Below are 26,017 nucleotides of genomic sequence, written 5' to 3' on the forward strand. Positions count from 1 at the left end.
CCTCAGTATGCGGCCGCCGCCAGGGCACCCGCGGTGGTCCCGAGCCCGCGCACCACCCAGCCCTGTTCCTGCCAGGCCGCAGCATCCAGCACATTGCGCGCGTCCAGGACCACCCGGCGTCGTACCTGCTGCCCGGCCGAGGAGGGGCACAGCCGCCGGTACTCGTCCCATTCGGTGAGGAGCAGCACCAGCTCGGCGTCCTGGAGCGCCCGCGCCGCGGAGGCCTCGAAGCGCAGGCGTGGGTAGCGGCGCCACGCAAGGTTCACTGCTTTGGGGTCCGTGACGGTCACATGGGCACCGGCGGCGGCCAGCCGGTCCGCAACATCCAGTGCAGGGGAGTCGCGGATGTCGTCGGTATCCGGTTTGAAGGAGGCACCCAGCACGGTGATGGAACGCCCGGCGAGCATCCCGCCACACAGTTCCGCCGCCAGGCGCACCGTACGTTCCCGCTGGCCCAGGTTCACCGCATCCACCAGCCGCATCCAGTCCTCCACCGCGGGCACGCCGAGGGCGGCGGCCTGGGTGCGGAAGCTGCGGATGTCCTTGGGCAGGCAACCGCCGCCGAAACCAAGCCCCGCGTGCAGGTACCGGCCACCGATCCGCGGATCCAGCCCCATCGCCTCGCTGAGTTCGGTGACATCAGCACCCGCGGCATCGCACAGTCCAGCGACGGCGTTGATGAAGCTGACCTTGGTTGCCAGGTACGCGTTCGCGGCCGACTTGATGAGTTCTGCCGTGGCGAAGTTGCAGACCAGGCGCGGGATCCCGGCAGCCAGCAGCGGCTCATAGACAGCGTCCAGGGCCGCCGCCACCCCCAGGGGCGCGCCGGTGGCGGGGTGGAAGGCGGCGGCCCGGCCGCCGTCCACGCCGTAGACCAGCCGGTCCGGGACCAAGGAGTCTTTGACGGCGGTGCCCTGCCGGAGGAACTCCGGATTCCAGCCGAGCAGCACATCAGGCCGTGCGGCCAGGACGTCCTGGAGCATGTCCACGGTGCCAACGGGCACCGTGGATTTACCGACGACGACGGCGCCCGCGGCCAGGTGCGGCAGCAAGGCCGCCGCGGCGGAGACCAGGAAGGTGAGGTCGGCGGCGTCGGACGTCCTGTCCTGCGGCGTCCCCACGCACAAAAAGTGCACCTGTGCGTCCCCTGCCCCGGCGGGATCGGTGGAGAAGCGCAGCCGTCCGGTGGCGCGGCCGTGCTCCAGCAGTTCATCCAGTCCAGGTTCGTGGAACGGTGCGGCACCCTGTGCCAGCTGCGCCACCTTTCCGGGGTCGACGTCGATGCCCACCACGGTGTGGCCCATGGAGGCCAGGGTTGCTGCGTGGACCGCGCCCAGGTAGCCGCAGCCGATCACGGATATCTTCATGATGATGCTCCTGCCTTTGAAACCTTCTGTGCGGGTGCGGCCGCCCCCGCGATGACGTCCGCGTAGTGCTGCACCAGTTCCGTGCAGAGCGCGGGCCAGGTTCTGTCCTGGACCGAGGCGTGTGCTGCGGCCGCAAATGCCCGCCGTTTGGCGTCGTCGCCCACGAGGTCCTGCACCCGGGCCCGCAAGGCGGACAAGTCGCCCGGTTCGTAGAGCCATCCGGTGCGCGAGTTCTCCACCAGATCCAACGGGCCGCCCCGGCCCGTGGCCACCACGGGTACGCCCGATGCCATGGCCTCCTGGATGGTCTGGCAGAAGGTTTCGAACTCGCCGGGATGGACGAACAGGTCGAACGATGCCACCGCCCGTGCCAGGTCATCACCGCCCAGGAAGCCGGTAAACGCCGCCCCGGGTAAGGCCGCCTCAAGGGCTGCCCGCTGCGGGCCGTCGCCCACAACCACCAGCCTGGTGTTGGGAATGCCGGCGAGGGCGGCAAGGTCTTCCACCTGCTTTTCGACCGCCAGCCTGCCCACGTAGCCGATGATCCGTTCCCCGCCCGGGGCCACTGAAGCCCGCCACCCGTCGTCGCGCTTTTCCGGCGAAAACCGGGCGGTGTCCACACCGCGCCGCCACATCCGTACCCGAGGGATGCCCCGGCCGCGCAACTGGTTCAGCGCGAACGTGGAGGGCGCCAGGGTGCGTGTTGCCAGTAAGTGGATGTTCTCCACCCGGTTCCAGGCCCAGTTCTCCAGGAAGGGCACGCCGTACCGGGCGGCGTAGCTCGGAACTTCGGTCTGATAGATGGCCACGATGGGGATGCCCAGCTGGTGCGCAGCCTGCGCGGCACGCCAGCCCAGCACGAACGGCGAGGCAAGGTGGACCACATCGGGCGCGTACTCGGCAAGGATTCGCTTGACCCGGTACACCCCTCCCAGCGCCACCCGCACGTTCGCATAGCCCGCCAGCGGGACCGCGGGCAGCCTGTGCACCTCCGCCCCCTTGACGCGGTCCCCGGCCTCCCCGTCATGTCCGGAGGGCGCGAGGACCAGAACCTCATCGCCGCGCTCCTGAAGGTGGTCCAGGACCCGCAGGATGGAGTGGGTGACACCGTTCATCAACGGCAAAAAAGATTCGGCAACAATTGCGATCCGCACCCTTCAACCGTGGGCGCCTTCCTTGAAATGGCGGGGGAGAAAGCGTTACCCGAAGGAAAAGGCCGGATGAACAACTGCCCCTGAGTTTCAAATTATTTAGTAAGTAGGCTTGGCATCTGATGCTAAGCATGCTTACGGTAGTGGGGCGGTCAGCGCAAAGCCTCAAGCAGCCGGGGCGGAAGCCAGACGTCGGGGACAACCCGCGCCAGGACATCCATTGCTGGCAGACCCAGTGCAAAGACACATCCAAGGAGAGTCATGCTCAACAGGGAAAATCTTGAAAACCTGCTCACCAAGGGCGGCAACGTCGTCGGTTCCGATGGCACCAAGATCGGTTCGATCGGACAGTTGTACGCAGACGACGACACGGGTGAGCCCACATGGGTCACGGTCAAGACCGGCCTTTTCGGAACTTCGGAGTCGTTCATTCCGGTCGAGGGCGCCCACCACCAGGGCGACGACCTGGTGGTGCCTTACACCAAGGAACACGTCAAGGATGCTCCCCGCGTGGACGCAGACGGTCACCTCACCCCAGAGGAAGAGGACCGGCTGTACACGTACTACGACCGTGGCGCACGGACCTACACCGAGGCCCGGACCGGCACCGACAGGGATGTTGACCTGCAGGGCGACGCCGACCTGAACGCCGGCACCCCCACGGCAGGCATCACATCCGACCGCGACACCTACGACCGCGACACGGATGCCCGGGGAGCCGTTGGCCACGACACCTCCGGTCCCACCACGGACGACGCCATGACGCGGTCCGAGGAGAGGCTGCACGTGGGCAAGGAGCGTGAGGCCACCGGCCGGGTACGGTTGCGCAAGTACGTCACCACCGAAAACGTCACCAAGACCATCCCGGTGGAGCGCGAAGAAGTCCGGATTGAGCGTGAGCCCATCACCGACGCAAACCGCGGTGCCGCCCTCGGCGGACCTGACATCAGCGAGGAAGAACACGAAGTGATCCTCCACGAGGAGCGCCCCGTCGTTGAGAAGGAAGCTGTTCCGGTGGAGCGGGTCCGGCTGGACAAGGACGTTGTCCGCGACGACGTCACGGTCAACGAGGAAGTCCGCAAGGAGAACATCGAAACAGACGGCGATCACCGCCGCTGACCGGCGCGGGGGCTTCGGCCCCCGTCCCGCGGGCGGGCTGATTGAATCAGCAGCCCTGACACGGTGAACGGCGCCGGGAGCTACCTTGGGGGCTCCCGGCGCCGCTGCCGTTTAAAACGCTGGTGCAGCCGCGCCGGAAGCGGTGGCTGCACCAGCCAGTAGGACGAATATCTTCAGAACTTACGGTTCATCTCTCATTCGCGGCTCCTGTTTTCCCGGTTGACGGTATCCGGGTACACGGCTGGCAGCGTCCACGTCCGGCAGCCAGCAGAAATCGCACCATGCCCTCAGCGGGGCGGCGGGTTTTGGTTTCTACCAATTTTACGGCGGGGCAGGGCAAAAAGCGCCGCACGCCGGGGCACTTGATTGGTGATCAGTGCCGCCCTGGAGCCTGTCGTTCGCGGGTCCGGCACGCCCGGCGTGACACCATGGAACACGATGAAACTGCGCGCTGATCAGACCGGAGACCGTGGCCTACCCATGCCGTTATGGCTGCAGGGTGCCCTTGAAGCGGCGCAGGCGGCCATCATTTCGGCCCTGGTGGTCGTGGCGCCCATCGTCGCTGTCTGGGCCACTGCGGGATTCCAAAACGGGCAGTTCGAAGTCCTGGCCCGCCTGGCCGGGCAGTCCTGGCTCCTGGTCCACGGGGTGCCGCTGGAACTTGCCGGCACAGGACCCGGGACTGCCACCCACGGCGGGTCCGGCATCCTGAGCCTGATTCCCCTGGGCCTGACCCTCATCCCGTTCCTCCTGGCCTGGCGCGCCGGCCGGCGGCTGGCCCGCGCCTCCTATACGGACCAGCTGTGGCAAGCGCTGCTGGGCTCGTGGGCAGTGTATGCAGCGTTCGGCGCTGCCACCGGGTTCGTCTGCCGCAGCACCGACGTCGGCATCAACCTCTGGTTCGCCATGCTGGTTCCCCTGGTCCCGTTCGGGCTGGGAATGGTGATTGGCGCACGGAGGGAGGCCGGGTCCTGGAGCCGGCTGATCGGCGTTGACGCCGTGGACTGGATCTCGCGCACCAGCCAGCACTCACGCTGGGCCGGATCGTACTTCGCATCCGCGGCCAAAGCAGGGTCCGTCGCCGTGCTGTCCGCCCTCACCCTGGCCGCAGTGCTGCTGGCGGCAGACCTGTTCATCCACTGGAACCTGGTGGTTTCCGTTTATGAAGCGCTCGACGCCGGCCCGGTGGGAGGTGCCGCCCTCACCATCGCGCAGCTCGGCTTCCTGCCCAACCTTGTGGTGTTCGCCCTCGCCTGGACGTCCGGCGCCGGATTTGCCATGGGGGCAGGCTCCCAGGCCGGGGCGCTGGGCACCGCCGTCGGGCCGCTTCCGTCCATACCGGTCCTGGCTGGCATCCCGTCGGGGTCCCTGGACTACGCCTTCGTGGCCCTGGTTGTTCCGGTGCTGGCAGGTGTCATGGCGGGATGGTGGTTCCTGCGGGAGGGCGAAAACCACTTCGACGAATGGCTCGCCATCAAGGTCCACGCCCGCTGGTTCACCGCCGCCGTCTCCACGCTGGTGCTCGGCGTGCTCGTGGGGGTGGCGGCGGGCCTGCTGACTGCCTCCCTGGCCTGGATCGCCAGGGGGTCAGCCGGCCTTGGCCGCTTGACGGCCATTGGGCCCGACCCCCTGTGGACCGGCCTGTGGGTCGCTGCCGAGGTAGGCATCGGCGTCGTTGTCGGTTACGCTGCCGGACCGTGGCTGGAGCGGGAGAAGACCGGGGCAGCGGAACACGATGCGGAGCTGGTCCACTAGGACCAGGCCGCGGCTAGCGGACCTTGGCGGGCAGGACGTCCTGGAACTGCGCCATGCACGCATGGGTCGCCCGGTCCGTCAGCGCCCGGCCCAGGCACGCCTGGTACTCGCGCACTTGGTCAAACAGGACCATGGTGGTGACGATCAGCAGCACCATGACGGCGGCCACCACCAGCCCTGAAATGGTGCCCAGGAGAACCAGCCTTGATTCCTTAAGGCGGATTGACCGGACCAGCAGGACTATCCCCAGGACCAGGCCCGCGGCGGTCAGCACGGTTGCCAGCCACAGGTAGCCGACGTCCAACTGGTACACGAAGAACGATCCGAAGACCGAGACCACGAACATCCGGAACAGGGTGCGGGTCTTGGCAAGGGAAGCTTTCGCCGCCTCGCTGAGCGGGGGCCTGACCTGCTGCTGCCCGCTCCGGCCCGGTTCGCTGTTCATGTTTTCCAGCGTACGCGAGCCTGCACCTAAGCTGGACCAATGCGTATCGTCGTCCTCGTTTCCGGAACCGGGTCCAATCTCCAGGCAGTTATCGACGCCGTCAAGGCGGGGGACCTCGACGTGGACATCGCAGCGGTGGGCGCGGACCGCGAGGGAACCTACGGCGTCGAGCGCTCCGCTGCCGCCGGGATCCCCACCTTCGTAGTGGACTTCAAGGCTTACCCGGACCGCGCAGACTGGAACGCAGCGCTGACCCGGGCTGTGGCCGCCTACAAGCCGGACGTGGTGGTGTCATCCGGGTTCATGCGGATCGTCAGCCCGGAGTTCATCGACGCTTTCCAGGGCAAATACCTCAACACGCACCCGGCCCTTCTCCCGGCCTTCCCCGGTGCGCACGGCGTGCGCGATGCCATGGCATACGGCGTGAAGGTCACCGGCTGCACCGTGCACTGGGCAGACGCCGGCGTGGACACTGGCCCCATCATTGCCCAGGAAGCCGTGGCCATCGAGGACACCGACACCGAGGAAACCCTGCACGAGCGCATCAAGGTGGTTGAGCGCCGGCTGCTGGTCTCCACCCTGGCCGCCTTGGCCGCCGACCCCGCGTACTCCGCCGCCTAGGGCGGGTTTACTGCAGGCGCGCCTGCCGGGTTTCCGGGGAGAAGAACGCCATCCACAGCACGGAGGCCAGCACCAGGGCACCGGCCAGGGCGAAGGATGTGGCCAGCCCGAATTCCGGCCAGAAGTAGTTGGCAAAGATCAACGGCCCAAAACCCGCACCGAGACGCGAGAATGTGGACGCCCAGCCGAACCCGGTGCCGCGCAGTTCGGTGGGATAAAGCTCAGAGACATACGCATAGAGCACCGGAATGGCCACCTGCACCACGAACCCGAACACCAGCAGCCAGAACACCGCGGCCGTGGGGATGTCCACCACGAACGCCACGATCACCAGGGTCAGTGCGGACAGCGGACCGGTGATGGCAAGGATCCATTTACGCCCCACCCGCTCCACCAGGAGCGCCGCCACCACCACGCCCAGGAAGCCGACGGCGGCCATGGACGCCGTGGTGACGAACGCCTTGTATTCGGCGAACCCGGCGCCGATAAGGATCCTCGGCATCCACGTCAGGGACAGGTAGTAGACCAGCAGGATGCTGAAGAACAGGGCCCAGGCGGCAGCCGTGATCTTCCAGTTGAACTGCCACACCGAGCGCAGCTGAGTCCAGGCGCTGCCGGCGGAAAGCCGTGGAACGTCCCGGGCATCGGGAAGGCTGTAGGCGCGGGGTTCCGCCCCGGTGGCTTCCACCAGCCCGTCGATGATTGTAGCGGCCTCCTCCCGCCGGCCCTTCCTGATCAGGAACAGCGGCGACTCCGGCACGCTCCGCCGGATCCAGAAGACCAGCAGGGCGGGAAGCACCATCACCAGCATGGTCAGGCGCCAGTCGCCGTAGAGGGCCACCAGTCCGGCGGAGACGAACCCTGCCAGGGCTGCGCCGATGGGCCACCAGCCGTCCATGGCTGTCAGCACCTTGCCGCGCTGCTTCCGGGGGGTGAACTCACCCACCAGGGCGTAATCCACGGGAATGCAGCCACCCAGGCCAAACCCGGCCATGAACCGGAAGACGCAGAACCAGATGAAGTCGGGGGCGAACGCGCCCAGGACGGTAAACACCGAGAACAGCAGCAGGGTGGCGGTGAAGGCCTTCTTGCGGCCCACGGTGTCCGCAATCGTTCCCCAGATGAAGGCACCCAGGGCCATGCCGATCAGGTTCGCAGTACCCACCCAGGCGGCCTCTCCGGCGGAGAGCGACCAGTGCTTGGAGAGCAATGGAATCAGGATGCCGTTCAGGGTCACATCCCAGGCGTCGAACATGAAGCCGAGGCCCCCGATCAGGAAGATCCTGCCCTGGACTTTCCATCGCCAGGGAAGTTCCTGGACCACCTGTTCGCCGCTGGGCACAGTGGTGTAAGTGTTCATCGCCGCCTCCTGTTCAAAACTCTAGCCCGCGCCCACGGCGTTCACACTCCGGCCGACACACCGGCCAACCGCGCCTTCGCGATAAACTGGCCCTATCCCCACCAACCGCGGCCCTGTTCCGCGAGATAAGACGGAGACATTTGTGAGCTTCACGCAGCATGAGCGCGTATCCATTGACCGTGTACCCATCCGCCGGGCCCTGATCTCGGTTTACGACAAAACCGGTCTGGAGGAGCTCGCAACGGGCCTGCACGCCGCGGGCGTAAAGCTCGTCTCCACCGGTTCCACGGCCAAGAAGATCGCCGCCGCGGGCATTCCCGTGCAGGAGGTTGAGGAAGTCACCGGTTCGCCCGAGATGCTGGACGGCCGCGTCAAGACGCTGCACCCGCGCGTCCACGGCGGAATCCTGGCGGACCGCCGCGTCCCGGCCCACATGGAAACCCTCGCCAGCATGGACATCGAAGCCTTCGACCTGGTGGTGGTGAACCTCTACCCGTTCGTGGATACGGTCAAGTCCGGTGCCGCGCAGGATGACGTCGTGGAGCAGATCGACATCGGAGGCCCCGCCATGGTGCGCTCGGCCGCGAAGAACCACGCCGCCGTCGCCATCGTGGTGGATCCGTCCTTCTACGGCCAGGTGGTGGAGGCTGCCGCCGCCGGCGGCTTCGACCTGAAGACGCGCCGCCGCCTCGCCGCCAAGGCATTCGCCCACACCGCCGCCTACGACAACGCGGTGGCCACCTGGACCGCCAGCCAGTTCCTGGACGAGGACGGCGACGGCGTCATCGACTGGCCCGCCTACGCCGGCCTGTCCCTGGAGCGTTCCGAGGTCCTGCGCTACGGCGAGAACCCGCACCAGCAGGCTGCCCTGTACGTGGACAAGGCTGCGCCGATGGGCATCGCCCAGGCGGACCAGCTGCACGGCAAGGCCATGAGCTACAACAACTTCGTTGACGCCGACGCCGCCCTGCGCGCCGCCTACGACTTCGCTGAGCCCGCCGTCGCCATTATCAAGCACGCCAACCCGTGCGGTGTGGCCGTCGGGTCCGCCGACGCCGCGGACCCCATTGCCGATGCCCACGCCAAGGCCCACGCCTGCGATCCGGTCTCCGCGTACGGTGGCGTCATCGCCGCGAACCGCACCGTTACCGCCGGCATGGCGAACACCGTCAAGGACATCTTCACCGAGGTGGTCATCGCCCCCGGCTTCGAGCCCGAGGCAGTGGAGATCCTCTCCAAGAAGAAGAACATCCGCCTGCTCGCCCTGCCCGAGGGCTACGGCCGCTACCCCACGGAGTTCCGCCAGGTCTCCGGCGGCATGCTGGTCCAGGTCAGCGACAAGGTGGACGCCGACGGCGACAACCCCGCCAACTGGACCCTCGCCGCCGGTGAAGCCGCGGACGGGAAGACCCTCGCGGACCTTGCCTTCGCCTGGACCGCCTGCCGGGCCGCGAAGTCCAACGCCATCCTCCTCGCAGAGAACGGCGCCGCTGTGGGCATCGGCATGGGCCAGGTCAACCGCCTGGACTCCTGCCGCCTGGCCGTGGAACGGGCCAACACCCTGGGCGTCACGGTGGAGTCCGACGTCGAAGGTGCCGGCGGCGCTTCCAACGCGGACGCGAGCGGCGCACCAGAGCGTGCCCGCGGTGCCGTGGCCGCCTCTGACGCGTTCTTCCCGTTCGCCGACGGGCTGCAGATCCTGATCGACGCCGGCGTCCGCGCCGTGGTGCAGCCGGGCGGTTCCGTCCGGGATGAGGAAGTCATAGCGGCAGCGAACGCCGCCGGCATCACGATGTACTTCACCGGAGCCCGCCACTTCTTCCACTGATCCCCACCGCCGCCCTCACCTCGCTGCGCTCGGCCTGGGAACCCGGGCGGCGTGGGCCCGGATAAACGAAACGGCGCCCGTCCCCTTCGCAGGGGACGGGCGCCGTCGTCGTTGTGCTGGTTCAGTCCTGGTCGCCGGGGCCGGGTCCGGGCTCCGGGAGCTGAATCTCCCGGGGCTTCGCCGCCGCCATCCGCTCCTCTGTCCAGTACTCGAGGACTTCCTCGGGGGACTGGTTCAGGTCCACGTGGCTGACGGGATCCTCCTTCGGATCAGGTGCCTTAGGACTTTGCTGCACTGTTGAAGGTTGCCTGGATGACTTTGCCCCAGTACGGGCCGTACATCACAGCTGAGCCGTTGTAGCCATAGCTGTTGATGGAGTTCTGTACGCCGTCTGAGCCGATGCCGATGAACCACGGTCCGCCCGATGAACCGCCCGTCATGTCGCACGGGATGCCCTGGGTACCGAACTGGGGGTTGTTGGGGTCATCCGTGGCCGTACCGGTGCAGCTGAACAGGGACGTGCCGTTGAACGGCGAGGCCTGCGGGTAGCCGTACGACGTGTAGGTCAGGCCCCGTGCCTGGTTGAAGGCAGTGCCAGAGCCGCCGACAACGTCGGTGAGCCGGTCACCGTTGCTGTCCTTATTCACGACGGCGAAGCCGGTGTCATAGGTCATGTCGCCGTTGGAGGCCCACTGGGTGGGGGCGTACAGGGCCCTGGCGGTCCACTTGCCGTAGGGTGCCGCGCCGTTGTCGTAGGCGGGCACGAAGACGAAGTTGGTGGCGTACGCGCCCGGGCCCTCGTTCACGCAGTGACCGGCGGTAGCCACGGTGCTGCCGTTGGTCGAGGCGACGGCGTTGCCCGAGCACACATAGTTGGTGCCGCCCATGGTGAAGAAGACTTTGCCGATGTGGGAGACAGGATCCTCGCTCTGGGCAATGGTGGGCTTGCCCTTGGTCCCCTTGGTGGAGGAAGGCTTGCCCTTCTCGACAAGGGCGGCGCTGGAGCGGTTGCCGCGGCCCAGCGCCTTGCCGGCCAGGGCGTCACCTGAAACGGCGCTCTGCATACGCTCCGGGGTCCAGTAGTCCGCTGCGCCGTCGGCATTGAGCGTGACGCCGGCCACGGACGGTGCCTCATGTCCATCCGACGGTGCCGGCGCGGCTGAGGCCCCGCCCGCCGAGGTGAGTGCCAGCACGGCGGCAGCCGAGAAAGTCAGGAGGCCGGAAGCCAGAGACCTGGTGCGTGTCATTGTTGTCCTGTCTGAACGGGGTTTGGCCCTGGATCGGGAGTGACTTAGCGAATTTATCGCCACGGGACAAGTTTGTACACAGTAGTGAGATATCAAATACCGGCTTAGGACCCTTTCCCTGCCCCGGCTGTCTTCTGGTTGACGACGGTGGCCCCGGCACCCGGGCGTGTCCCGCCGTCGGCCGTTCTCTATCGCTGTAATCCTGCTCACCGCCGGGGTAACGCTGGGACTCCGGTACGGTTCAACGCCATGTCCTCGGGTAAGTTGTACATGGTGAAATAGACCGAATTTTTCACAATCAAGCCGACCCACAGGGAGACGCCCGCGCATGTCCAAGATTATCTACACCCACACCGACGAAGCGCCGATGCTGGCTACCTATTCGTTCCTGCCCATCATCGAGGCGTTCGCTTCGACTGCAGGTGTGGAGGTGGAGACCCGCGACATCTCGCTCGCCGGCCGCATCATTGCTGTGTTCGGTGACTACCTCACCCCGGAGCAGCAGATCGGTGACGCCCTTGCTGAACTCGGTGAGCTGGCGAAGACGCCGGAAGCCAACATCATCAAGCTGCCCAACATCAGCGCCTCCATCCCGCAGCTGAAGGCGGCCATCGCCGAGCTGCAGGGGCAGGGCTACGCCCTGCCGGATTACCCGGACAACCCCTCCTCCGACGAGGAAACCGCCGTCCGCTCGCGCTACGACAAGATCAAGGGATCCGCCGTGAACCCGGTCCTGCGTGAAGGCAACTCGGACCGCCGCGCCCCGCTGTCCGTCAAGAACTACGCACGCCAGAACCCCCACTCCATGGGCGCCTGGACCGCTGACTCCAAGACCAACGTGGCCACCATGGGCCAGGACGACTTCCGCTCCAACGAGAAGTCCGTGGTCATCGAGTCAGACGGCACGATCGCCATCCAGTTGGTCCGCGAGGACGGCTCCGTGAAGGTCCTGAAGAAGGCATTCCCCGTCCTGGCCGGCGAGGTCATCGACGGCACCGTGATGCGCGCCGCCGCCCTGGACGAGTTCCTGAAGGCCCAGGTTGCCCGTGCCAAGGAAGAAGGTGTGCTGTTCTCCGCGCACCTGAAGGCCACCATGATGAAGGTCTCGGACCCCATCATCTTCGGCCACGTGGTCAAGGCCTACTTCTCGGAACTGTTCCAGACCTACGGCAAGCAGCTCTCCGCCGCTGGCATCAGCCCCAACAACGGCCTTGCCGCCATCCTCAGCAGCCTCGAGGACCTGCCGGAAGACGTCCGCGACGGCGTGCAGAACCTGATCAAGAAAGGCCTGGAAGACGGCCCCGCCCTGGCCATGGTGGATTCTGACAAGGGCATCACCACCCTGAACGTCCCCAGCGACGTCATCGTGGACGCCTCCATGCCCGCCATGATCCGCAGCTCGGGCCACATGTGGGGCCCGGACGGCAAGGAAGCGGACACCCTGGCAGTCCTGCCGGACAGCTCCTACGCCGGCATCTACCAGGTGGTCATCGATGACTGCCGCGCCAACGGCGCCTACGACCCCACCACCATGGGCACCGTGCCCAACGTCGGTCTCATGGCACAGGCGGCTGAGGAATACGGCAGCCACGACAAGACGTTCGAGATCCAGGAAGCCGGCAAGGTGCAGATCGTTGACGGCTCCGGCAACGTCCTGATCGAGCACGAGGTCTCCGAGGGCGACATCTGGCGCGCCTGCCAGACCAAGGACGCCCCCATCCGCGACTGGGTCAAGCTGGCCGTCACCCGCGCCCGCGCCTCCCAGACCCCTGCCGTGTTCTGGCTGGACGAGGAACGCGCCCACGACGCCAACCTGATCGCCAAGGTCAACGAGTACCTGAAGGACCACGACACGGAGGGCCTGGACATCCAGATCATGGCCCCGGTCAAGGCCACTGCCTTCACCCTGGAACGCATCCGCAAGGGCCAGGACACCATCTCCGTCACGGGCAACGTGCTCCGCGACTACCTGACGGACCTGTTCCCCATCCTGGAACTGGGCACCAGCGCCAAGATGCTCTCCGTGGTCCCGCTGATGAACGGCGGCGGACTCTTCGAGACCGGCGCCGGCGGCTCGGCCCCGAAGCACGTCCAGCAACTGCTCAAGGAAAACCACCTCCGCTGGGACAGCCTGGGTGAATTCCTGGCCCTGGCCGTGAGCTTCGAGCACCTGGCCACCACCACGGGCAACGCCCGCGCCCAGGTCCTGGCCGACACCCTGGACCGCGCCACCGGAACGTTCCTGCTGGAGAACAAGTCCCCGAGCCGCCGCGCCGGTGAGCTCGACAACCGTGGCAGCCACTACTTCCTGGCCCGCTACTGGGCCGAGGAACTGGCCAAGCAGACCGACGACGCCGACCTGGCCGCCGCGTTCAGCTCGGTCGCCAAGGAGCTTTCCTCCCAGGAGGAAACGATCGTGGGCGAGCTGGCCGAGGTCCAGGGCTCACCTGTGGACATCGGGGGCTACTACCGCCCGGACGACGCCAAGGCTTCGTCCGTGATGCGTCCTTCCGCCACCCTGAACAAAGTCATCGCCAGCCTGGCCTAATACCGGCTGGTAAGGCAGAGAGAAGCGGTGCCCCGGTTTCCACCGGAGCACCGCTTCTTTTGCTTTGTCGCCTTGTCGGGCGCGGGTTCAGTTCTTGCCTTTGCCCTTGTCGCCGTTGTTCTTTCCGCCGTCCGTTCCGTTGCCGGCGGTGTTGCCCTGTGCCGGTGCCTGTGCCGGTGCCGGTGCCACTTCGGGAGCTGGCTGCGGCGCAGGTGCGGGGGAGGGGTCCTGTGCTGCCTGGCCGGCGGCAACGCGGGCGTCTTCTGCAGCCTTCGCGGCCGCCGCCTGCGCGGCAACCGCTTCAGTGAGGTCTGCCCGGACGGCAGTGGCCACCGTGGTGATGCTGCGGCGGCGCTCTTCGGAGACCTGGCCCTTTGCCTGGGCAGCTGAAAGGTCCGCTTCCAGACCCTCCAGTGCCTTCAGCGCGGCTGCCGGATCGTTTTGGGATGAAGCCTGGGTGACCTCAAGGACCCGTGCCTGGAGCTGTGTTGCCGCTTGGCGCTGCAGTCCGCTCCCGGGGGCGGCGCAGGCGTTAAGGACGGTGGCAGCCAGCAGGGCCGCGGTGCAGGCCAGCAACAGCCGGCCCGGCACACCCTGCCGCAGGCTCACGGCGCCACGCTCTTTTGAAGTTCCTGGAGGTGGTCGCCCAGGACGCCCGTCACCGTGGGGTAAGGGACGACGTCGGCGGGCCGGGCGGTGATGCTCATCAGCACCGCGGCAGCGGCTGCGGCGATCACCAGGGCAGCGAGCACTACGGCCAGCCAGATCCGCTGGTTCCTTGACAGGCGGGGCTTGCCGGAGGCCTTGGCCGGGGAGGGGGCGGCTGCCGTCCCGGAACCGGATTGCCGGACAGGATCAGATTCAGGCACAGGATCAGATGCGGTTGCAGGAGCCTGGGCCGACGGATCGTCAGAGGACCCGGAAGCCATGGCCCCGGTGGCCTCAGCTGCCTCCCGGACTTCATCCACTGATTCTTCGGCAGTGATGGTCGGAGGGTGGAAGGGCATGGCCGGCAGTACCCGCGTGGTCTCCGGCGCCAGTTCTCCGGGCGTTGAGGCCGGGGAAACCAACGCCTGGCGGAGGGCGGTCTCTATGTCGGCGGCCGATGGCCGCTCCAGCGGCTCGATGGTGGTCATGGAACGGATGAGGTCGGCCCATTCGGAGGGGACGTCGTCGGGAATTTCCGGGGCGCGGTGGAGCCGGGCAACCGCGGATTCCACGGCGCTGCCGGGGTATTCCACGGTGCCCTTGATGCATTCCAGCAGCACCAGCCCGAAGGAGTAGATGTCCGTGGCTGACGACAGCGGCTTTCCCAGGGCCTGTTCCGGGCTGAGGTAGGCGGCGGTGCCCACCATGGTGCCCGTGGCCGTGAGCCGCGTAGAATCGACAATCCTGGCGATGCCGAAGTCCGTGAGCTTGGGCCGCAGTGGCTCGCCTGGCCGGATCTGGACCAGGAGGATGTTGCCCGGTTTGATGTCGCGGTGGATGATGCCCAGGCCGTGCACATAGGCCAGCGCGTCGGCGATGCCTGCGCCGATGACGCTCAGCTCTTCAAGGGGTACCCTGCTGTGCCGGATACGGGCACGCAGGTCCTGGCCCTCCACGAGCTCCATGGTCAGGAAAGGCCGGGGCTCATCCGGAATGCGGTCATCGATACCGGCGTCGAAGAGGGTTACCAGGCCGGGGTGGTTGAGTGTGGCGAGGAGCTGGATTTCCGCTTCCTGGCGCTTGAGTTCCTCCGCGTCCGGGGCCTGCGGGGCGAAGAGCTTCAACGCCACATCGCGGCCCAGGTTTTCGTCCCGCGCACAGTACACCGATGACATTCCGCCGCGGCCAATGACATCACCCAACCGGTAGCGACCGCCGACAACTTCATTCTTGATGGAGCTAGGCGATTCCGCCACCATGACCGTTCCTCCCGGTGCGCTGCGGCACTGTCGTACCTCAAATTATACGGGCGGTGAGGTGGAACCGGCGATTGACCGGGGTCTTTCCCGTGGCGGCAGGCCGACGGCCCGGCGGTGAAAGCGTCTACCTCCACCGCCGGACCATTGGCTACAAGGACATGCGTGCTGATGACATGTTTTGTATCGTTGCTTCGTTTCCGGGCTGGTGTCCTCCTTCCGTCAGCCCGCTGAGCGCTGCCGCTTCAGGCGCCTCGCTGCGGGCGTTTCCTGTTGCGGGTGAAGTTAGGACACCTTGCGCTTGCGGAGCGCCAGGAGTCCGGCGGCCAGGAGCAGCAGGGCGAGGGGGACCAGTGATCCGTCCCAACCGGTGTTGGCGAGGCCGGTGTGGGCACCGCCTCCGTTGGCAAGGGCAGCATTGCCGCCGGCCGGGGTGCCGCGGGGTACCGTCACGGTGGCGATTGCCCCGCCCACCGCAGTTGAGCCGGCCGGTGCTGCCGTGAAGCCCTCTGCTCCCGTATCACCGGTGCCCCCGCTGGAGTCACCGTCCGTGGTGCCATTACCAGCGCCGTTGTCGCCACTGGTGTCCGAGCCCGGGGTGCTGGTGCCGGGATCCATTGTTCCGGGATCAACTGCTCCCGGATCAAGGGTGCCGGTGTCGCCCGTGGTTCCGTCGCCCGGGGTGGAGCCGGGACCTGATGTTCCCGGCGTGCCCGTGGTGTTGTCGCCGCCGAGCCCGATGCCGAGGTCAACGCCAAGATCGACAACAGCATCCAGGCCGCTGCCGTCTGCAGTCCCGGCGCCCACAGCAGCACCAAGGTCTGCGGCTGCATCGATGGCTCCTGCCGTGTCACCGTTAGTGACAGCCCCGAGGGTGATGTCGAGGGCTGCGTCCACCGTGCTGCCGGCTCCGGTGGCGTCACCATCTGTGAGGCCGCCCAGCCCCAGGCCTACGGCTGCATCGACCACGAGGTCTGCCGTGGTGCCGTCCGTAGTACCAGTGCCGGCGGTGGCGGGGTCGGTGATGGTCACAGTCCCGAGGCCGAGGTTGACGTCTGCCGCGGCTGCCAGGTCGGTGGTGCCTGTTGTAGCCCCGGTGCCGGGGGTTGCAGGATCAGTAGTCGCCACAGTGCCGAGTCCGAGGTTGACGTCTGCTGCCGCTGCCAGGTCGGTGGTGCCGGTGGTGGCGGGATCGGTGGCTGTCACTGTCCCGAGTCCGAGGTTGACGTCTGCTGCCGCTGCCAGGTCGGTGGTGCCGGTGGTGACGGGATCGGTGGCTGTCACGGTCCCGAGTCCGAGGTCCACGGTGGCGCCGACGGCGAGGTTCGCCGTGGTGCCGTCCGTCACTCCGCTGCCGCTGGTTGCAGGATCAGTAGCCGCCACGGTGCCGAGTCCGAGGTTGACGTCTGCTGCCGCTGCCAGGTCGGTGGTGCCGGTGGTGGCGGGATCGGTGGCTGTCACGGTCCCGAGTCCGAGGTCCACGGTGGCGCTGACGGCGAGGTTCGCCGTGGTGCCGTCCGTCACTCCGCTGCCGCTGGTTGCAGGATCAGTAGTCGCCACAGTCCCCAGCCCCAGGTTGACGTCCACTGCGGCGGCGACACCTGTTGATCCGGACGGCGTTGGGTCACCCAGCAGGCCCAACGATGTCGAGTCAGCGGGTGCCGCCGCCGAGATGAGGGCGGAGGCGGAAAGGTCCGTCCCCCTGGTGGTGTCCGCCGCGTTGGCGGTGGCGCAGCCGAAGGCCAGGAGGCCGCCGGCAAAGAGGGTGCTCAGCAGCCCTCTGCGAAGAGTGCAGTTCATGGTGTTTACTCCTGAAATAGTTGAGTGTCCGGGCGCTGGACAGCTGCCCGTAAAGCCGCGTGCTGCCCTCGGGAGGGCAGAGGGCCTCAACTAGTCAGGGGAAGAACCGGGGTCGAATGACACCGGCGCAGGGGCATGCTCGGGGGACCGGTCGGCGCGAACACTCCCGGCCCGGTCAAAGTCAAAGTAGAAGGGGTTGAACCACGCGGCGGCAGGGGATGTGCCGCCCGATGATCCTCCGCTGCCCGTGCCGGACGCCGGGGCTGCGGGAGCCTGGGCAGGCAGGGGCAAGGGGTCCGGCAGGGGCTGCTCTGCAACAGAGCCAGCCGTCGCGGATACCTCGAACTGCGGCGCCGCCGTATGGGCCAGGATGCCCGCGCCCGAGGGTTCCATGCTCGTACCGTTGTGGGCTGCGGGTGAGGCGGATGACGACTCAACAGCCTGGTCAGATTCCGGGGCCGTGACCATGCCATCCGGCGCATCTTCCACGGCTGCGGGCTGATCCTGGGCGGGAGCAGGGACTGCTTCGGTGGGGACATCCACTTGCACGGCATCCAAAGGCGGGACGGGCAACGGGGCAGCGCCGGTCAAAAGATCTGAAACCGGTTGGAGCACCGGCTCAAGGACCGGAACCGTCTCGGCTGCAGGGGCTGCAACTTCCTGGGCCACACCGGCAGCCACGGTATCGGCCAACTCAACAAGGGGAGCCGAGACCTCGGAAACAGTTCCGGCCGGAACCAGCTGGTCCACCACGGGAACGGCGGCAATAAGGTCGTCTGCGAGGCCGGCAACCGGCGTTACGACAGGCTGCAGCAGCCCGGGGGATTCGGCGGGTCCAGTCGTGGAGGCGGCAGGAACGGGTGAAACCGTAGCCGCAAGATCATGGCTCAGGGACGACACCGAACTGGTAACGCCACCGAGCAGTGAAGTGGAATCGGTCCCGGCATCGGCAGTTGCAGCCGTAGATGAAAGGGTTAACCAGGTGGCCGCGGCCGCTCCTGCCAGGAGCACCGGGCGCAGGGCATGCCATGGAGAACTACTACGAGCCATGCGTACCACCCCCCAGTGACCGGCGCAATCGATGCTTTCTAAATGCTAAGACTGCTTATCGCATGAAGTCCAGCATTCACTCAAGGGAATTTACAAATGCCGGTAACGGACGCAGAAACTGTCAATGGCAGAACCGGGCCGTCACGGTGACTTGACGTTCGGGCAAGAGCTGCCCGCCGCCGTCGTACGCCGCCTTTGAGGATCCTGCTAGTGGCTGTCGTTGGGGTAGGTCACTCCGAGTTGGGCGCGCACACCGTCGAAGAGGCGCATGGTGTTCAGGGTGTCCTCAAGCGGCATGACCGGACTCTCGGTCAGCCCCTGCTGGACACACCTCATCACCTCGCGCAGCTCGTAGGCGTAGCCCTTTCCCACGACGTCGAAGGTCTCCGTCCGGCGATCCTCCCACCCCTTGGCGATGACGAGTTCGCGGGGGTTGTTGATGGAACCAACGCTTTGCAGGAAGCCCAGGCTGCCGGCCACCGTGGCAGTGCGGGGTCCGTGGGCCAACAGGGAGGAGGTGAGCTGGACCTGGGCGGCGTGGCCGTAACCAAGGCTCAGGGCGTTCTGCGCATCGACGCCGTCGTCGTTGACGAAGCCTGTGGCGCTCACGGTCTGCGGGAAGCCGAGCGTGCCGAGCGCCCATAGGAGCGGGTAGACGGACAGATCCAGCAGTGCGCCCCCGCCGTCCTTCCGGGCCCACAGCCTCGCGGTGGGGGAGTACGGTGCCGGGAAGCCAAGGTCAGCGGTCACCCAATGGATGTCGCCCAGCTCTCCGGAAGCAGCGATTTCGAAGGCACGCTGCATCGAGGGCAGGAACCGGCTCCAGACCGCCTCCATGAGGAAAAGCTTCCGGCTGCGCGCCACCTCGATGAGCTCCGCCGCTTCCCGGGCGTTGATGGTGAAAGCCTTCTCGCACAGCACGTGCTTGCCGGCGTTGAGGGCGGCGAGAACCATCTCGTGGTGCTGCGCGTGCGGCGTCGCGACGTACACAACATCCACGGCGTCATCGGCGAGCAGCCGCTGGTAGCCGGGCACCCCGCCGTCGTCCCCGTACGCCTTGGAAAAGTCATACGCCACGGCAAACGCGTCCGCGCTGTCCTGCGCCCTGGAACTGACCGCGTACAGTTCGGCATCATCAAGCAGCGCGAGATCCTGGGAGACGGCGCGGGCAATGCTGCCCGTGGCGATGATTCCCCAGCGCAGGGGAGCCCCGGTGGCGGACCGGGGATCCTGGTTGGGCTGGGTGGAAAGCCACGGCTTTGCGATCGGAGCAGTCATAGCTGCAATCCTGTCACAGGGCCGCCGGACGGCCCCGGAATTCCGCACTTTGTGCGGTGGCGGGCAGCGGGAAGAGGCCGACGGCGGGAGGATACGTTGGGCGTTCCCCCCGCCGCCGGCCCTGCCGGGCCAGGTTTCTCCGGGTCAGGCCGTGGCGACGACGGCGCTCCGTCCCCGGACCGGCTCTTCCGTCAGCTTGCCCTGCTGCAGGCGGAACCGGCGGTCGGTCTTGTTCGCCAGGACCTTGTCGTGGGTGACCACCAGGATGGTGGTGTTGTGGTCGCGGCTCAGCGAGCTGAGGAGCTCGATGATGTGGTCGCCGGTCTGCTCATCCAGGTTGCCGGTGGGCTCGTCGGCCAGGATCAGCTTCGGCTCATTGGCCAGGGCACGGGCAATGGCCACGCGCTGCTGCTCGCCGCCGGAGAGCCTGTTGATCCGCCGGTCGTGCTTGGACGGATCAAGCTGGACCTGTTCCAGCAAGTCCTTGGCGCGCTGCAGCCGGGCGGCCTTGCGGACCCCGGCGAACTCCATGGGCAGCATGACGTTGTCCACGGCGGACAGGTTGGGGATCAGGTTGAACTGCTGGAACACGAAGCCGATGTCCCGGCGTCGGTATTCCGTCAGCTTGGTGTCAGGCAGGCTTGCCAGGATGACGCCGTCCACCACGACGTCCCCGCTGGTGGGTTTGTCCAGCGCGCCCAGCAGGGACAGCAGGGTGCTCTTGCCGCTGCCGCTCTTGCCCACGATGGAGGCCCGGGTGCCCTGCTCCAGGACAAAGCTGACGTCGTTGACCGGCTTGATGGTGCGGTCACCGGAGTTGAAGGTGCGGACGAGGTTCTTGACTTCAATCATGGCTATTCTCCTCGCAGGACTTCGATGGGACGGATGCGCGCGGTGAGCAGCGCGGGGACCAGGGCGCCGATGATGGCGACGCCGAACACGGCGGCGATGCCACCGGCGATGACGCCGGGTGATGCGCTCGCGGTGACCGAGTTCAGCAGTTGGGTGGCGCCACCCAAGGGGCCGCCCTGGAAGCCGCCTGCCCCGCCGGGCCCGCGGCCCGTGGTGGCAGTGGTTCTGGTGGTGTTGCTGCTGATCAGGGCGGACGCGATCCCGCCGCTGGCGAAGGATGCGATGGCTGCGCCCACTGCGCTGCCCAGGGCCGCCAGGACCAGGGCTTCGAGGACGAACTGCAGGCCGATGGTGCGGTTGGGTGCGCCGATGGCCTTCAGGACGCCGATTTCGCGGCGGCGCTCGCGGACCAGCATCACCATGATGAGCAGGATGATCAGTCCGGCGGTTCCGAGGGCGGCGATGAAGGCGATGAAGGAGATGTTCTTGACGCTGTCCAGGGAGCTGACCGCGGTCTGCAGGTTCTGCCCCTGGGTGACGTCGGCCTTGCCGGTGCCCAGGGCGGCCTGCAGGGCCGTCTTGGCGGTGGCGACGTTGTCCATCGAGTTGACGGTGACGATCATGCTGGACAGTTCACCCGGTGTCCCGGCGAGCGTCTGGGCGGTGGGGAGCGTGACGTAGACGGCGTTGTTCCCGAAGGCAGTGCCGGCGTCGAACAGTCCCGTCACCGTGTAGGTCTGGTCGTTGATGGTGAAGGTGGACCCAACGGTGAGGCTGTTTTTCTCCGCCAGCGTGGTGCCCAGCAGTGCTCCGGTGGAGGCTGCCGAGTAGTCACCCAGCCCGGTGCCCTGCGTAATGTTCAGCGCCTTGCCCGTGGTGTCCACCTCAGCGCCGATGCCGGTGGCTGTGATCGGCAGGGACCGGACCGGCTGCTGTGTGGTTCCGGTGGATCCGGTGGTTCCGTTGGCCTGCTGGTTGCGGTTGCCCAGGGTGCCTGCATCCACTGCCGCGGTGAGGCTTGTGGTCAGGGTGGTCGCGGCCTGGCCGCCGGGGGCCGCCTGCCCGGTTTGGCCGCCCGGTGCGGTTTGTCCAGCCTGCGCCGTCTGTGCCGCGGCAGCAGCCGTGTTCCGCAGCCGCAGGGATGAGGTCCCGACGACGGCACTGACGTTGGGGACGCCGGCGGCGGTGGCTGCCTGGTCGGCTGTGAGCGGCTCGCCGCCGCCTTCGAAGCCTTGGCCGCCGGCAGGGTTGACGGTCAGGACGGTGCCGACGGAGGCGTTAAGCTCCTGCACTTTCGCCCCGACTGCCTGGTTCGCCACCAGCATGGCCAGTGCCAGGCCAATGGCGACGGCCAGCACCGCAACAACAGCTGCGGTGCGGACCTTGTTTCTGAAGGCATTGCCTACGCTTCGGGCAAGGACGCTCACGTTACTCCTATGGCTCAGGTGCCGGCGCGGGAGGCCGGCTTCCCACCAACCCTCGCCGGGCATGCTGTGCAGGAATCCGGCCAAAGCTGTGTGTGTGCTGTGAAGTACTATTGACAGCTTTGTCACAGGAGTACTACTTATTAAGGGTCTCCTCAGAAAGCGTTTTCTGACTGGAGGCGTAAACCCATCCGATGCACCACGTACCAAGGCATGTGGTCTATTTGGCATGCCGGAAACCAGGCCAATGACGTCCCTGAAAAAGCTTCGACCCTCCTCAACCATGCAGCGGTCCCTACCGCGCGTCGCTTCGATCTCCACTTCCGTCGCCTGTGCGCTGGCCTTCGGAATTTCCATGGCAGCTCCCGCCCCGGCTACGCCCGCTCCAGGCGGCGGCGGCATCATCCGTGCCGATGATGGGGCACCAACTGGCTGGGCCGCCGTCGGAAGCGGTACCAAGGGCGGCGCCGGCGCACCTGCCGCAAACATCTATGAGGTGGGCACACTTGCCGGGCTGAGAACTGCACTCGCCAACCATGGCGAGCCAACAGCGCCGAAGGTGGTTTACGTCAGTGGCACCATCGACGGAAACCAGGCCCCGGACGGCCGCATCCTCGGAGAGCAGGACTACGCGTCCGGATACGACATCACCAAGTACATGTCCTGCTTCGGGCCGGAGGGCAAGGCGTGGAGCGACCAGACCTTCGATTACTGCAAAAAGCAGCGCCAGCTTCGCCAGACGGGCAGCAACAACATGAAGCGGCAGATCGAGGTCAGCATCCCAAGCAACACCACCCTTGTTGGGGTGGATGGCGGCGCTGGCTTCGTGGGTGCCAACATCGTGATCCTCAACTCCTCGAACGTGGTGATTCGAAACCTCAGCATTGAAGCGCCCGTGGATTTCTTCACCACATGGTCTCCCGACGACGGTGACGGTGCCTGGAATGCGCGCTTTGATGCTGTCTCTTCGGTGACCTCCGACCACGTTTGGATAGACCACGTCCAATTATCCGACGGCAGGTTCCCCGATATTGAGGCGCCCATGGGCTTCCGTGGGAAGCCTGCGAACCGACACGATGGACTGCTGGATCTTAAGGACGGCACCAATTTCGTCACTGTTTCCAACAGCAGGTTGTCGAACCACGACAAGACCATGCTCCTGGGCTCGGGCGATGAGCATGTGGATAAGGACGGCGGGAAGCTTCGTGTCACGTACATTGGGAACCTTTTCGAGAACATCCAGCAGCGCGGTCCGCGCGTACGCTTCGGCCAGGTCCACGTGGTCAACAACTACTTCGTTGGCAGCACGGATCATCCCGAGTACCCCATGATCAGTGAAGGGCAAGGCGGGCACAGCTACTTCCTCGGCGCCGGATATGAATCACGAATCTATTCCGAGCGGAATGCGTTCGAGTACACCGGGCCCGGAGCTGACCAAAGCGTCATGGTCAGCAGCTACAACGGCAACCGCTTCAGCGATACTGGGTCCTGGTTCAATGGCTCGGAAGCCGACCTGAACGCCGTAGCCCGTGCATCTTTTGAGCAGCACCGCGCGGAGGCTCTTACTGAAGCAGAAGCGACAGGAATTCCCGCCGCCGACTGGACCGGCTGGGACTTCACCACAGATGTTGGCTGGGACCCCAATGACGCATATAGCTACAAGGCATTCACAACACGGGAAGCCGTCCGGAACCACGCCCTGCAGTTCACGGGACCGGGGGTGCTGAGCGTCAAGCGATAAGCACACGCAGGAATGCCCGGCCCCACCGAGGGACCGGGCATTCCGGTTGCCGGGCGTACCGGCTGGTTCTAAAGGGTGTTACTTGGTGATCGGGCCGAGTACGGGATCGTCCTTGTAGGCCGTCTTCACGTTGGCGGCGGTCACGATGACCGGCTCCAGCAGGTAGGCCGGAACGGTCTTGACCTTGTTGTTGTAGGACTTGTCGTCGTTGACCTCAGGCTTCTTGCCTGCCTGGAGGTCCTTGACCATGGTGATCGCGTGCTCAACGAGCTTGCGGGTGTCCTTGTTGATGGTGGAGTACTGCTCGCCCGCGAGGATGGACTTGACGGATTCAACCTCGGAGTCCTGGCCGGTGATGACAGGAATCGGCTTGCCGGCTGCCTTGACCGAGGTCAGGACGGCGCGGGCCAGGGTGTCGTTGGGGGAGAGTACTCCGTCCAGGGTTGCGCTGCCATAGCTGCCCGTGAGCAGCGTGTCTGCACGGCGCTGGGCGTTCTCTGCCTTCCAGCCCTGGGTCACTGCCTGCTCAAAGCCGGTCTGGCCGGACAGGACCTTGAGGGTGCCGTCGTCGATCTTCGGCTTCAGGACGCTCATGGCGCCGTCGAAGAACACCTTGGCGTTGGCGTCGTCAGGGGAGCCGGCAAAGAGCTCGATGTTGTACGGGCCTGTCGGCTTCTTGGCCTTCATGCCGTCCAGCAGGGCCTGTCCCTGGAGGACGCCGACCTTGAAGTTGTCGTAAGCGACGTAGTAGTCCACGTTCTCGGTGTTCAGCAGCAGGCGGTCATAGGCGATGATCGTGGCGCCGCTGTCCTTGGCCTGCTTCAGCTGCGTTCCCAGCTGGGAGCCGTCGATGGCGCCCACGATGATGACCTTGGCACCCTTGGTGACCATGGCGCTGATCTGGTTCTGCTGCTCCGACACGCCGCCGTTGGCGAACTGGACGTCAGCCTTGAACCCTGCACCGCTGAGGCCGTCGTTGAAGAGCTTTTCGGCCAGAACCCAGTTTTCACTGGTCTTCTGCGGGAGTGCCACGCCGATGGACGAGTCCTGCGGGAATCCGCCCGCGCCGCCGCTGGCTCCGCCCGAAGGGGACTCCGAGCGGCCGCAGCCCGTCAGCGCCAGTGCTGCGATGGCAGCAACCGCTGCGGCCTTCCCTGCTTTACCAATCATTCGCATTGTTGGTTCTCTCTCTGTGTTGTGTGTAACTCGGTCAGGTCGCGCGAGCTCAGGCTTCCCTGGCGATCGCTTCCTTGGTGGAGGTGGTCTCGTCGGGCTGGAGCGGGTTGCTCGGGCCACTGCCGGAGGGACGGTTGAAGTTCCTGGTCAGCATGCCGATGATCGAGGTCTTGCCCTGGGATTTGTTGTAGACGTCGAAGGCGACGGCGATCAGGAGCACCAGGCCCTTGATGATCTGGGTAAGGTCGGCGCCGACGCCCAGGAGCTGCAGGCCGTTGTTGAGCACTGCCATGACCAGGCCACCGATGATGGACCCAATCACGGTGCCTACGCCGCCGGTAACAGCGGCGCCGCCGATGAAGACTGCCGCGATGGCGTCAAGTTCCCAGCCGACACCATCGAACGGACCTGATGCGGTGGACCGGCCGACGAAGATCATGCCGGCCAGGCCGGCCAAGATGGACATGTTCATCATGACCAGGAAGTTGACCTTCTTGGACTGGACGCCGGAGAGCTCTGCTGCATGGCGGTTGCCACCCACTGCGTAAACGTGGCGGCCGATGACCGTGCGGGAGGAGATGAAGCCGTAGATCAGGACCAGGACGGCCAGGATGAGGCCCGGGATGGGGAAGGACGTGCCCGGACGGCCCGTGGCGAACAGGTATGTGGCGTAGAGAATGGCGGCGCAGACGAGGACCAGCTTGAGGACGGTGACCCACATTTCTGGAACTTCAGCACCGAGTGCCTTGGCCCTGGCGCGGGACCGGAGTTCGCTGACAACCACGAAGGCAGCGGCGGCAAGGCCGAGCAGCAGGGTCAGGTTGTTGTAACCGATGTTGGGTCCTACTTCGGGCAGGTAGCCGGAGCCCAGGTACTGGAAGTCCGAGGGGACGGGGATGGTGTTGGACTTGCCCACGAACTGGTTGAAGCCGCGGAAGAGGAGCATGCCGGCCAGCGTCACGATGAACGCCGGGATTCCGACGTACGCGGTCCACCAGCCCTGCCAGGCACCGATCAGGGCACCCAGGAGCAGGCCGAGGAGGACCCCGGCATACCAGGGAATACCCCAGTCTCGGATAGCCAGGGCCACGGTGACGCCCACGAAAGCCGCGACCGAGCCGACGGAGAGGTCGATGTGTCCGGCAATGATCACCAGCACCATGCCGATGGCCAGGATGAGGATGTAGGAGTTGCCGTTGAAGAGGTTGATGACGTTGCCGGAGGTAAGCGTCCGGCCTTGGGTGGCAATCTGGAAGAAGATGATCAGCGCCACCAGGGCGAAGATCATGCCGAATTGGCGGGTATTCCCACCAAAAAGCTTCTTGAGGGCGTTCATGGTTTCAGTCCTTGT

At 66.2% G+C, this 26,017-nt stretch carries 21 protein-coding genes; 6 read left to right on the forward strand and 15 right to left on the reverse strand.

From position 1 onward, the window contains the following. Nucleotides 1-2: 2 nt before the first annotated feature. Both VIK36_RS06165 and VIK36_RS06170 read right to left on the reverse strand, forming a co-directional pair. Nucleotides 3-1,367 carry a UDP-glucose dehydrogenase family protein gene (locus VIK36_RS06165; protein WP_255174807.1) on the reverse strand — a complete coding sequence of 455 codons (1,365 nt, stop codon included), beginning with the start codon at nt 1,365-1,367 and terminating at the stop codon, nt 3-5. Further along, nucleotides 1,364-2,521 carry a glycosyltransferase family 4 protein gene (locus tag VIK36_RS06170; RefSeq protein WP_255174808.1) on the reverse strand — a complete coding sequence of 386 codons (1,158 nt, stop codon included), beginning with the start codon at nt 2,519-2,521 and terminating at the stop codon, nt 1,364-1,366. The genes VIK36_RS06165 and VIK36_RS06170 overlap by 4 nt, the downstream gene beginning before the upstream one ends. Nucleotides 2,522-2,779: 258 nt before the next feature. Here VIK36_RS06170 and VIK36_RS06175 point away from each other — a divergent pair, with 258 nt between their 5' ends. Then, nucleotides 2,780-3,637 (forward strand): DUF2382 domain-containing protein, encoded by an 858-nt coding sequence (locus tag VIK36_RS06175; protein ID WP_255174809.1) that lies wholly within the window; start codon nt 2,780-2,782, stop codon nt 3,635-3,637. Between the two features lie 438 nt (nt 3,638-4,075). Continuing rightward, entirely contained in the window at nt 4,076-5,392 is a 1,317-nt protein-coding gene (locus VIK36_RS06180) for a DUF6350 family protein (protein ID WP_255174810.1), read from the forward strand. A 13-nt stretch (nt 5,393-5,405) separates the two neighbouring features. On the opposite strand, the gene VIK36_RS06185 is transcribed toward VIK36_RS06180, so the two are convergent. Beyond that, a complete protein-coding gene (locus VIK36_RS06185; protein ID WP_255174811.1) occupies nt 5,406-5,837 on the reverse strand; it encodes a hypothetical protein in 432 nt (143 codons plus the stop codon). A 39-nt stretch (nt 5,838-5,876) separates the two neighbouring features. Between VIK36_RS06185 and purN the strand changes: the two genes are divergently transcribed. After that, on the forward strand, nt 5,877-6,458 hold the full coding sequence (gene purN, locus VIK36_RS06190; RefSeq protein ID WP_255174812.1) for a phosphoribosylglycinamide formyltransferase: 582 nt from the start codon (nt 5,877-5,879) through the stop codon (nt 6,456-6,458). 7 nt (nt 6,459-6,465) lie between these two features. Here the strand turns inward: purN and VIK36_RS06195 are convergent, their stop codons facing one another. Further along, nucleotides 6,466-7,818: an MFS transporter gene (locus VIK36_RS06195; RefSeq protein WP_255174813.1), complete on the reverse strand. Its 1,353-nt coding sequence runs from the start codon at nt 7,816-7,818 to the stop codon at nt 6,466-6,468. A 142-nt stretch (nt 7,819-7,960) separates the two neighbouring features. Between VIK36_RS06195 and purH the strand changes: the two genes are divergently transcribed. Continuing rightward, the gene (purH, locus tag VIK36_RS06200) at nt 7,961-9,646 is read left to right on the forward strand and encodes a bifunctional phosphoribosylaminoimidazolecarboxamide formyltransferase/IMP cyclohydrolase (RefSeq protein ID WP_255174814.1); all 1,686 of its coding nucleotides are present in this window, start codon (nt 7,961-7,963) and stop codon (nt 9,644-9,646) included. A gap of 121 nt (nt 9,647-9,767) precedes the next feature. On the opposite strand, the gene VIK36_RS06205 is transcribed toward purH, so the two are convergent. Beyond that, nucleotides 9,768-9,941 (reverse strand): hypothetical protein, encoded by a 174-nt coding sequence (locus tag VIK36_RS06205; RefSeq protein ID WP_324644519.1) that lies wholly within the window; start codon nt 9,939-9,941, stop codon nt 9,768-9,770. After that, on the reverse strand, nt 9,925-10,893 hold the full coding sequence (locus VIK36_RS06210; protein WP_324644520.1) for a hypothetical protein: 969 nt from the start codon (nt 10,891-10,893) through the stop codon (nt 9,925-9,927). The genes VIK36_RS06205 and VIK36_RS06210 overlap by 17 nt, the downstream gene beginning before the upstream one ends. 328 nt (nt 10,894-11,221) lie before the next feature. On the opposite strand from VIK36_RS06210, the gene VIK36_RS06215 reads away from it, so the two are divergent. Next, nucleotides 11,222-13,441, forward strand: a complete 2,220-nt coding sequence (locus VIK36_RS06215) for an NADP-dependent isocitrate dehydrogenase (RefSeq protein WP_324644521.1) — start codon at nt 11,222-11,224, stop codon at nt 13,439-13,441. Between the two features lie 87 nt (nt 13,442-13,528). Here the strand turns inward: VIK36_RS06215 and VIK36_RS06220 are convergent, their stop codons facing one another. The 7 genes from VIK36_RS06220 to VIK36_RS06250 all read right to left on the reverse strand — a co-directional run bounded on the left by VIK36_RS06220 (nt 13,529) and on the right by VIK36_RS06250 (nt 21,752). Beyond that, nucleotides 13,529-14,050 carry a hypothetical protein gene (locus tag VIK36_RS06220; protein ID WP_324644522.1) on the reverse strand — a complete coding sequence of 174 codons (522 nt, stop codon included), beginning with the start codon at nt 14,048-14,050 and terminating at the stop codon, nt 13,529-13,531. Then, a complete protein-coding gene (locus tag VIK36_RS06225; protein ID WP_324644524.1) occupies nt 14,047-15,348 on the reverse strand; it encodes a serine/threonine-protein kinase in 1,302 nt (433 codons plus the stop codon). Before VIK36_RS06225 ends, VIK36_RS06220 begins: the two co-directional genes overlap by 4 nt. Nucleotides 15,349-15,630: 282 nt before the next feature. Continuing rightward, a complete protein-coding gene (locus VIK36_RS06230; protein WP_324644525.1) occupies nt 15,631-17,145 on the reverse strand; it encodes a hypothetical protein in 1,515 nt (504 codons plus the stop codon). 90 nt (nt 17,146-17,235) lie between these two features. Continuing rightward, on the reverse strand, nt 17,236-18,195 hold the full coding sequence (locus VIK36_RS06235; protein WP_255174821.1) for a hypothetical protein: 960 nt from the start codon (nt 18,193-18,195) through the stop codon (nt 17,236-17,238). 207 nt (nt 18,196-18,402) lie between these two features. Beyond that, nucleotides 18,403-19,473, reverse strand: a complete 1,071-nt coding sequence (locus tag VIK36_RS06240; protein ID WP_324644526.1) for a Gfo/Idh/MocA family oxidoreductase — start codon at nt 19,471-19,473, stop codon at nt 18,403-18,405. A 144-nt stretch (nt 19,474-19,617) separates the two neighbouring features. After that, nucleotides 19,618-20,325 carry an ABC transporter ATP-binding protein gene (locus VIK36_RS06245; protein WP_324644528.1) on the reverse strand — a complete coding sequence of 236 codons (708 nt, stop codon included), beginning with the start codon at nt 20,323-20,325 and terminating at the stop codon, nt 19,618-19,620. 2 nt (nt 20,326-20,327) lie between these two features. After that, nucleotides 20,328-21,752, reverse strand: a complete 1,425-nt coding sequence (locus VIK36_RS06250) for an ABC transporter permease (RefSeq protein WP_324644529.1) — start codon at nt 21,750-21,752, stop codon at nt 20,328-20,330. A gap of 352 nt (nt 21,753-22,104) precedes the next feature. Here VIK36_RS06250 and VIK36_RS06255 point away from each other — a divergent pair, with 352 nt between their 5' ends. Then, a complete protein-coding gene (locus VIK36_RS06255) occupies nt 22,105-23,490 on the forward strand; it encodes a pectate lyase family protein (RefSeq protein ID WP_255174824.1) in 1,386 nt (461 codons plus the stop codon). A gap of 78 nt (nt 23,491-23,568) precedes the next feature. Here the strand turns inward: VIK36_RS06255 and VIK36_RS06260 are convergent, their stop codons facing one another. Both VIK36_RS06260 and mmsB read right to left on the reverse strand, forming a co-directional pair. Further along, entirely contained in the window at nt 23,569-24,666 is a 1,098-nt protein-coding gene (locus VIK36_RS06260; protein ID WP_324644530.1) for a sugar-binding protein, read from the reverse strand. A gap of 49 nt (nt 24,667-24,715) precedes the next feature. Beyond that, nucleotides 24,716-26,002, reverse strand: a complete 1,287-nt coding sequence (gene mmsB, locus VIK36_RS06265) for a multiple monosaccharide ABC transporter permease (protein WP_324644531.1) — start codon at nt 26,000-26,002, stop codon at nt 24,716-24,718. Between the last annotated feature and the right edge of the window lie 15 nt (nt 26,003-26,017).

It is taken from the genome of Pseudarthrobacter sp. LT1 (genome assembly GCF_035621795.1).
Lineage (GTDB): Bacteria > Actinomycetota > Actinomycetes > Actinomycetales > Micrococcaceae > Arthrobacter.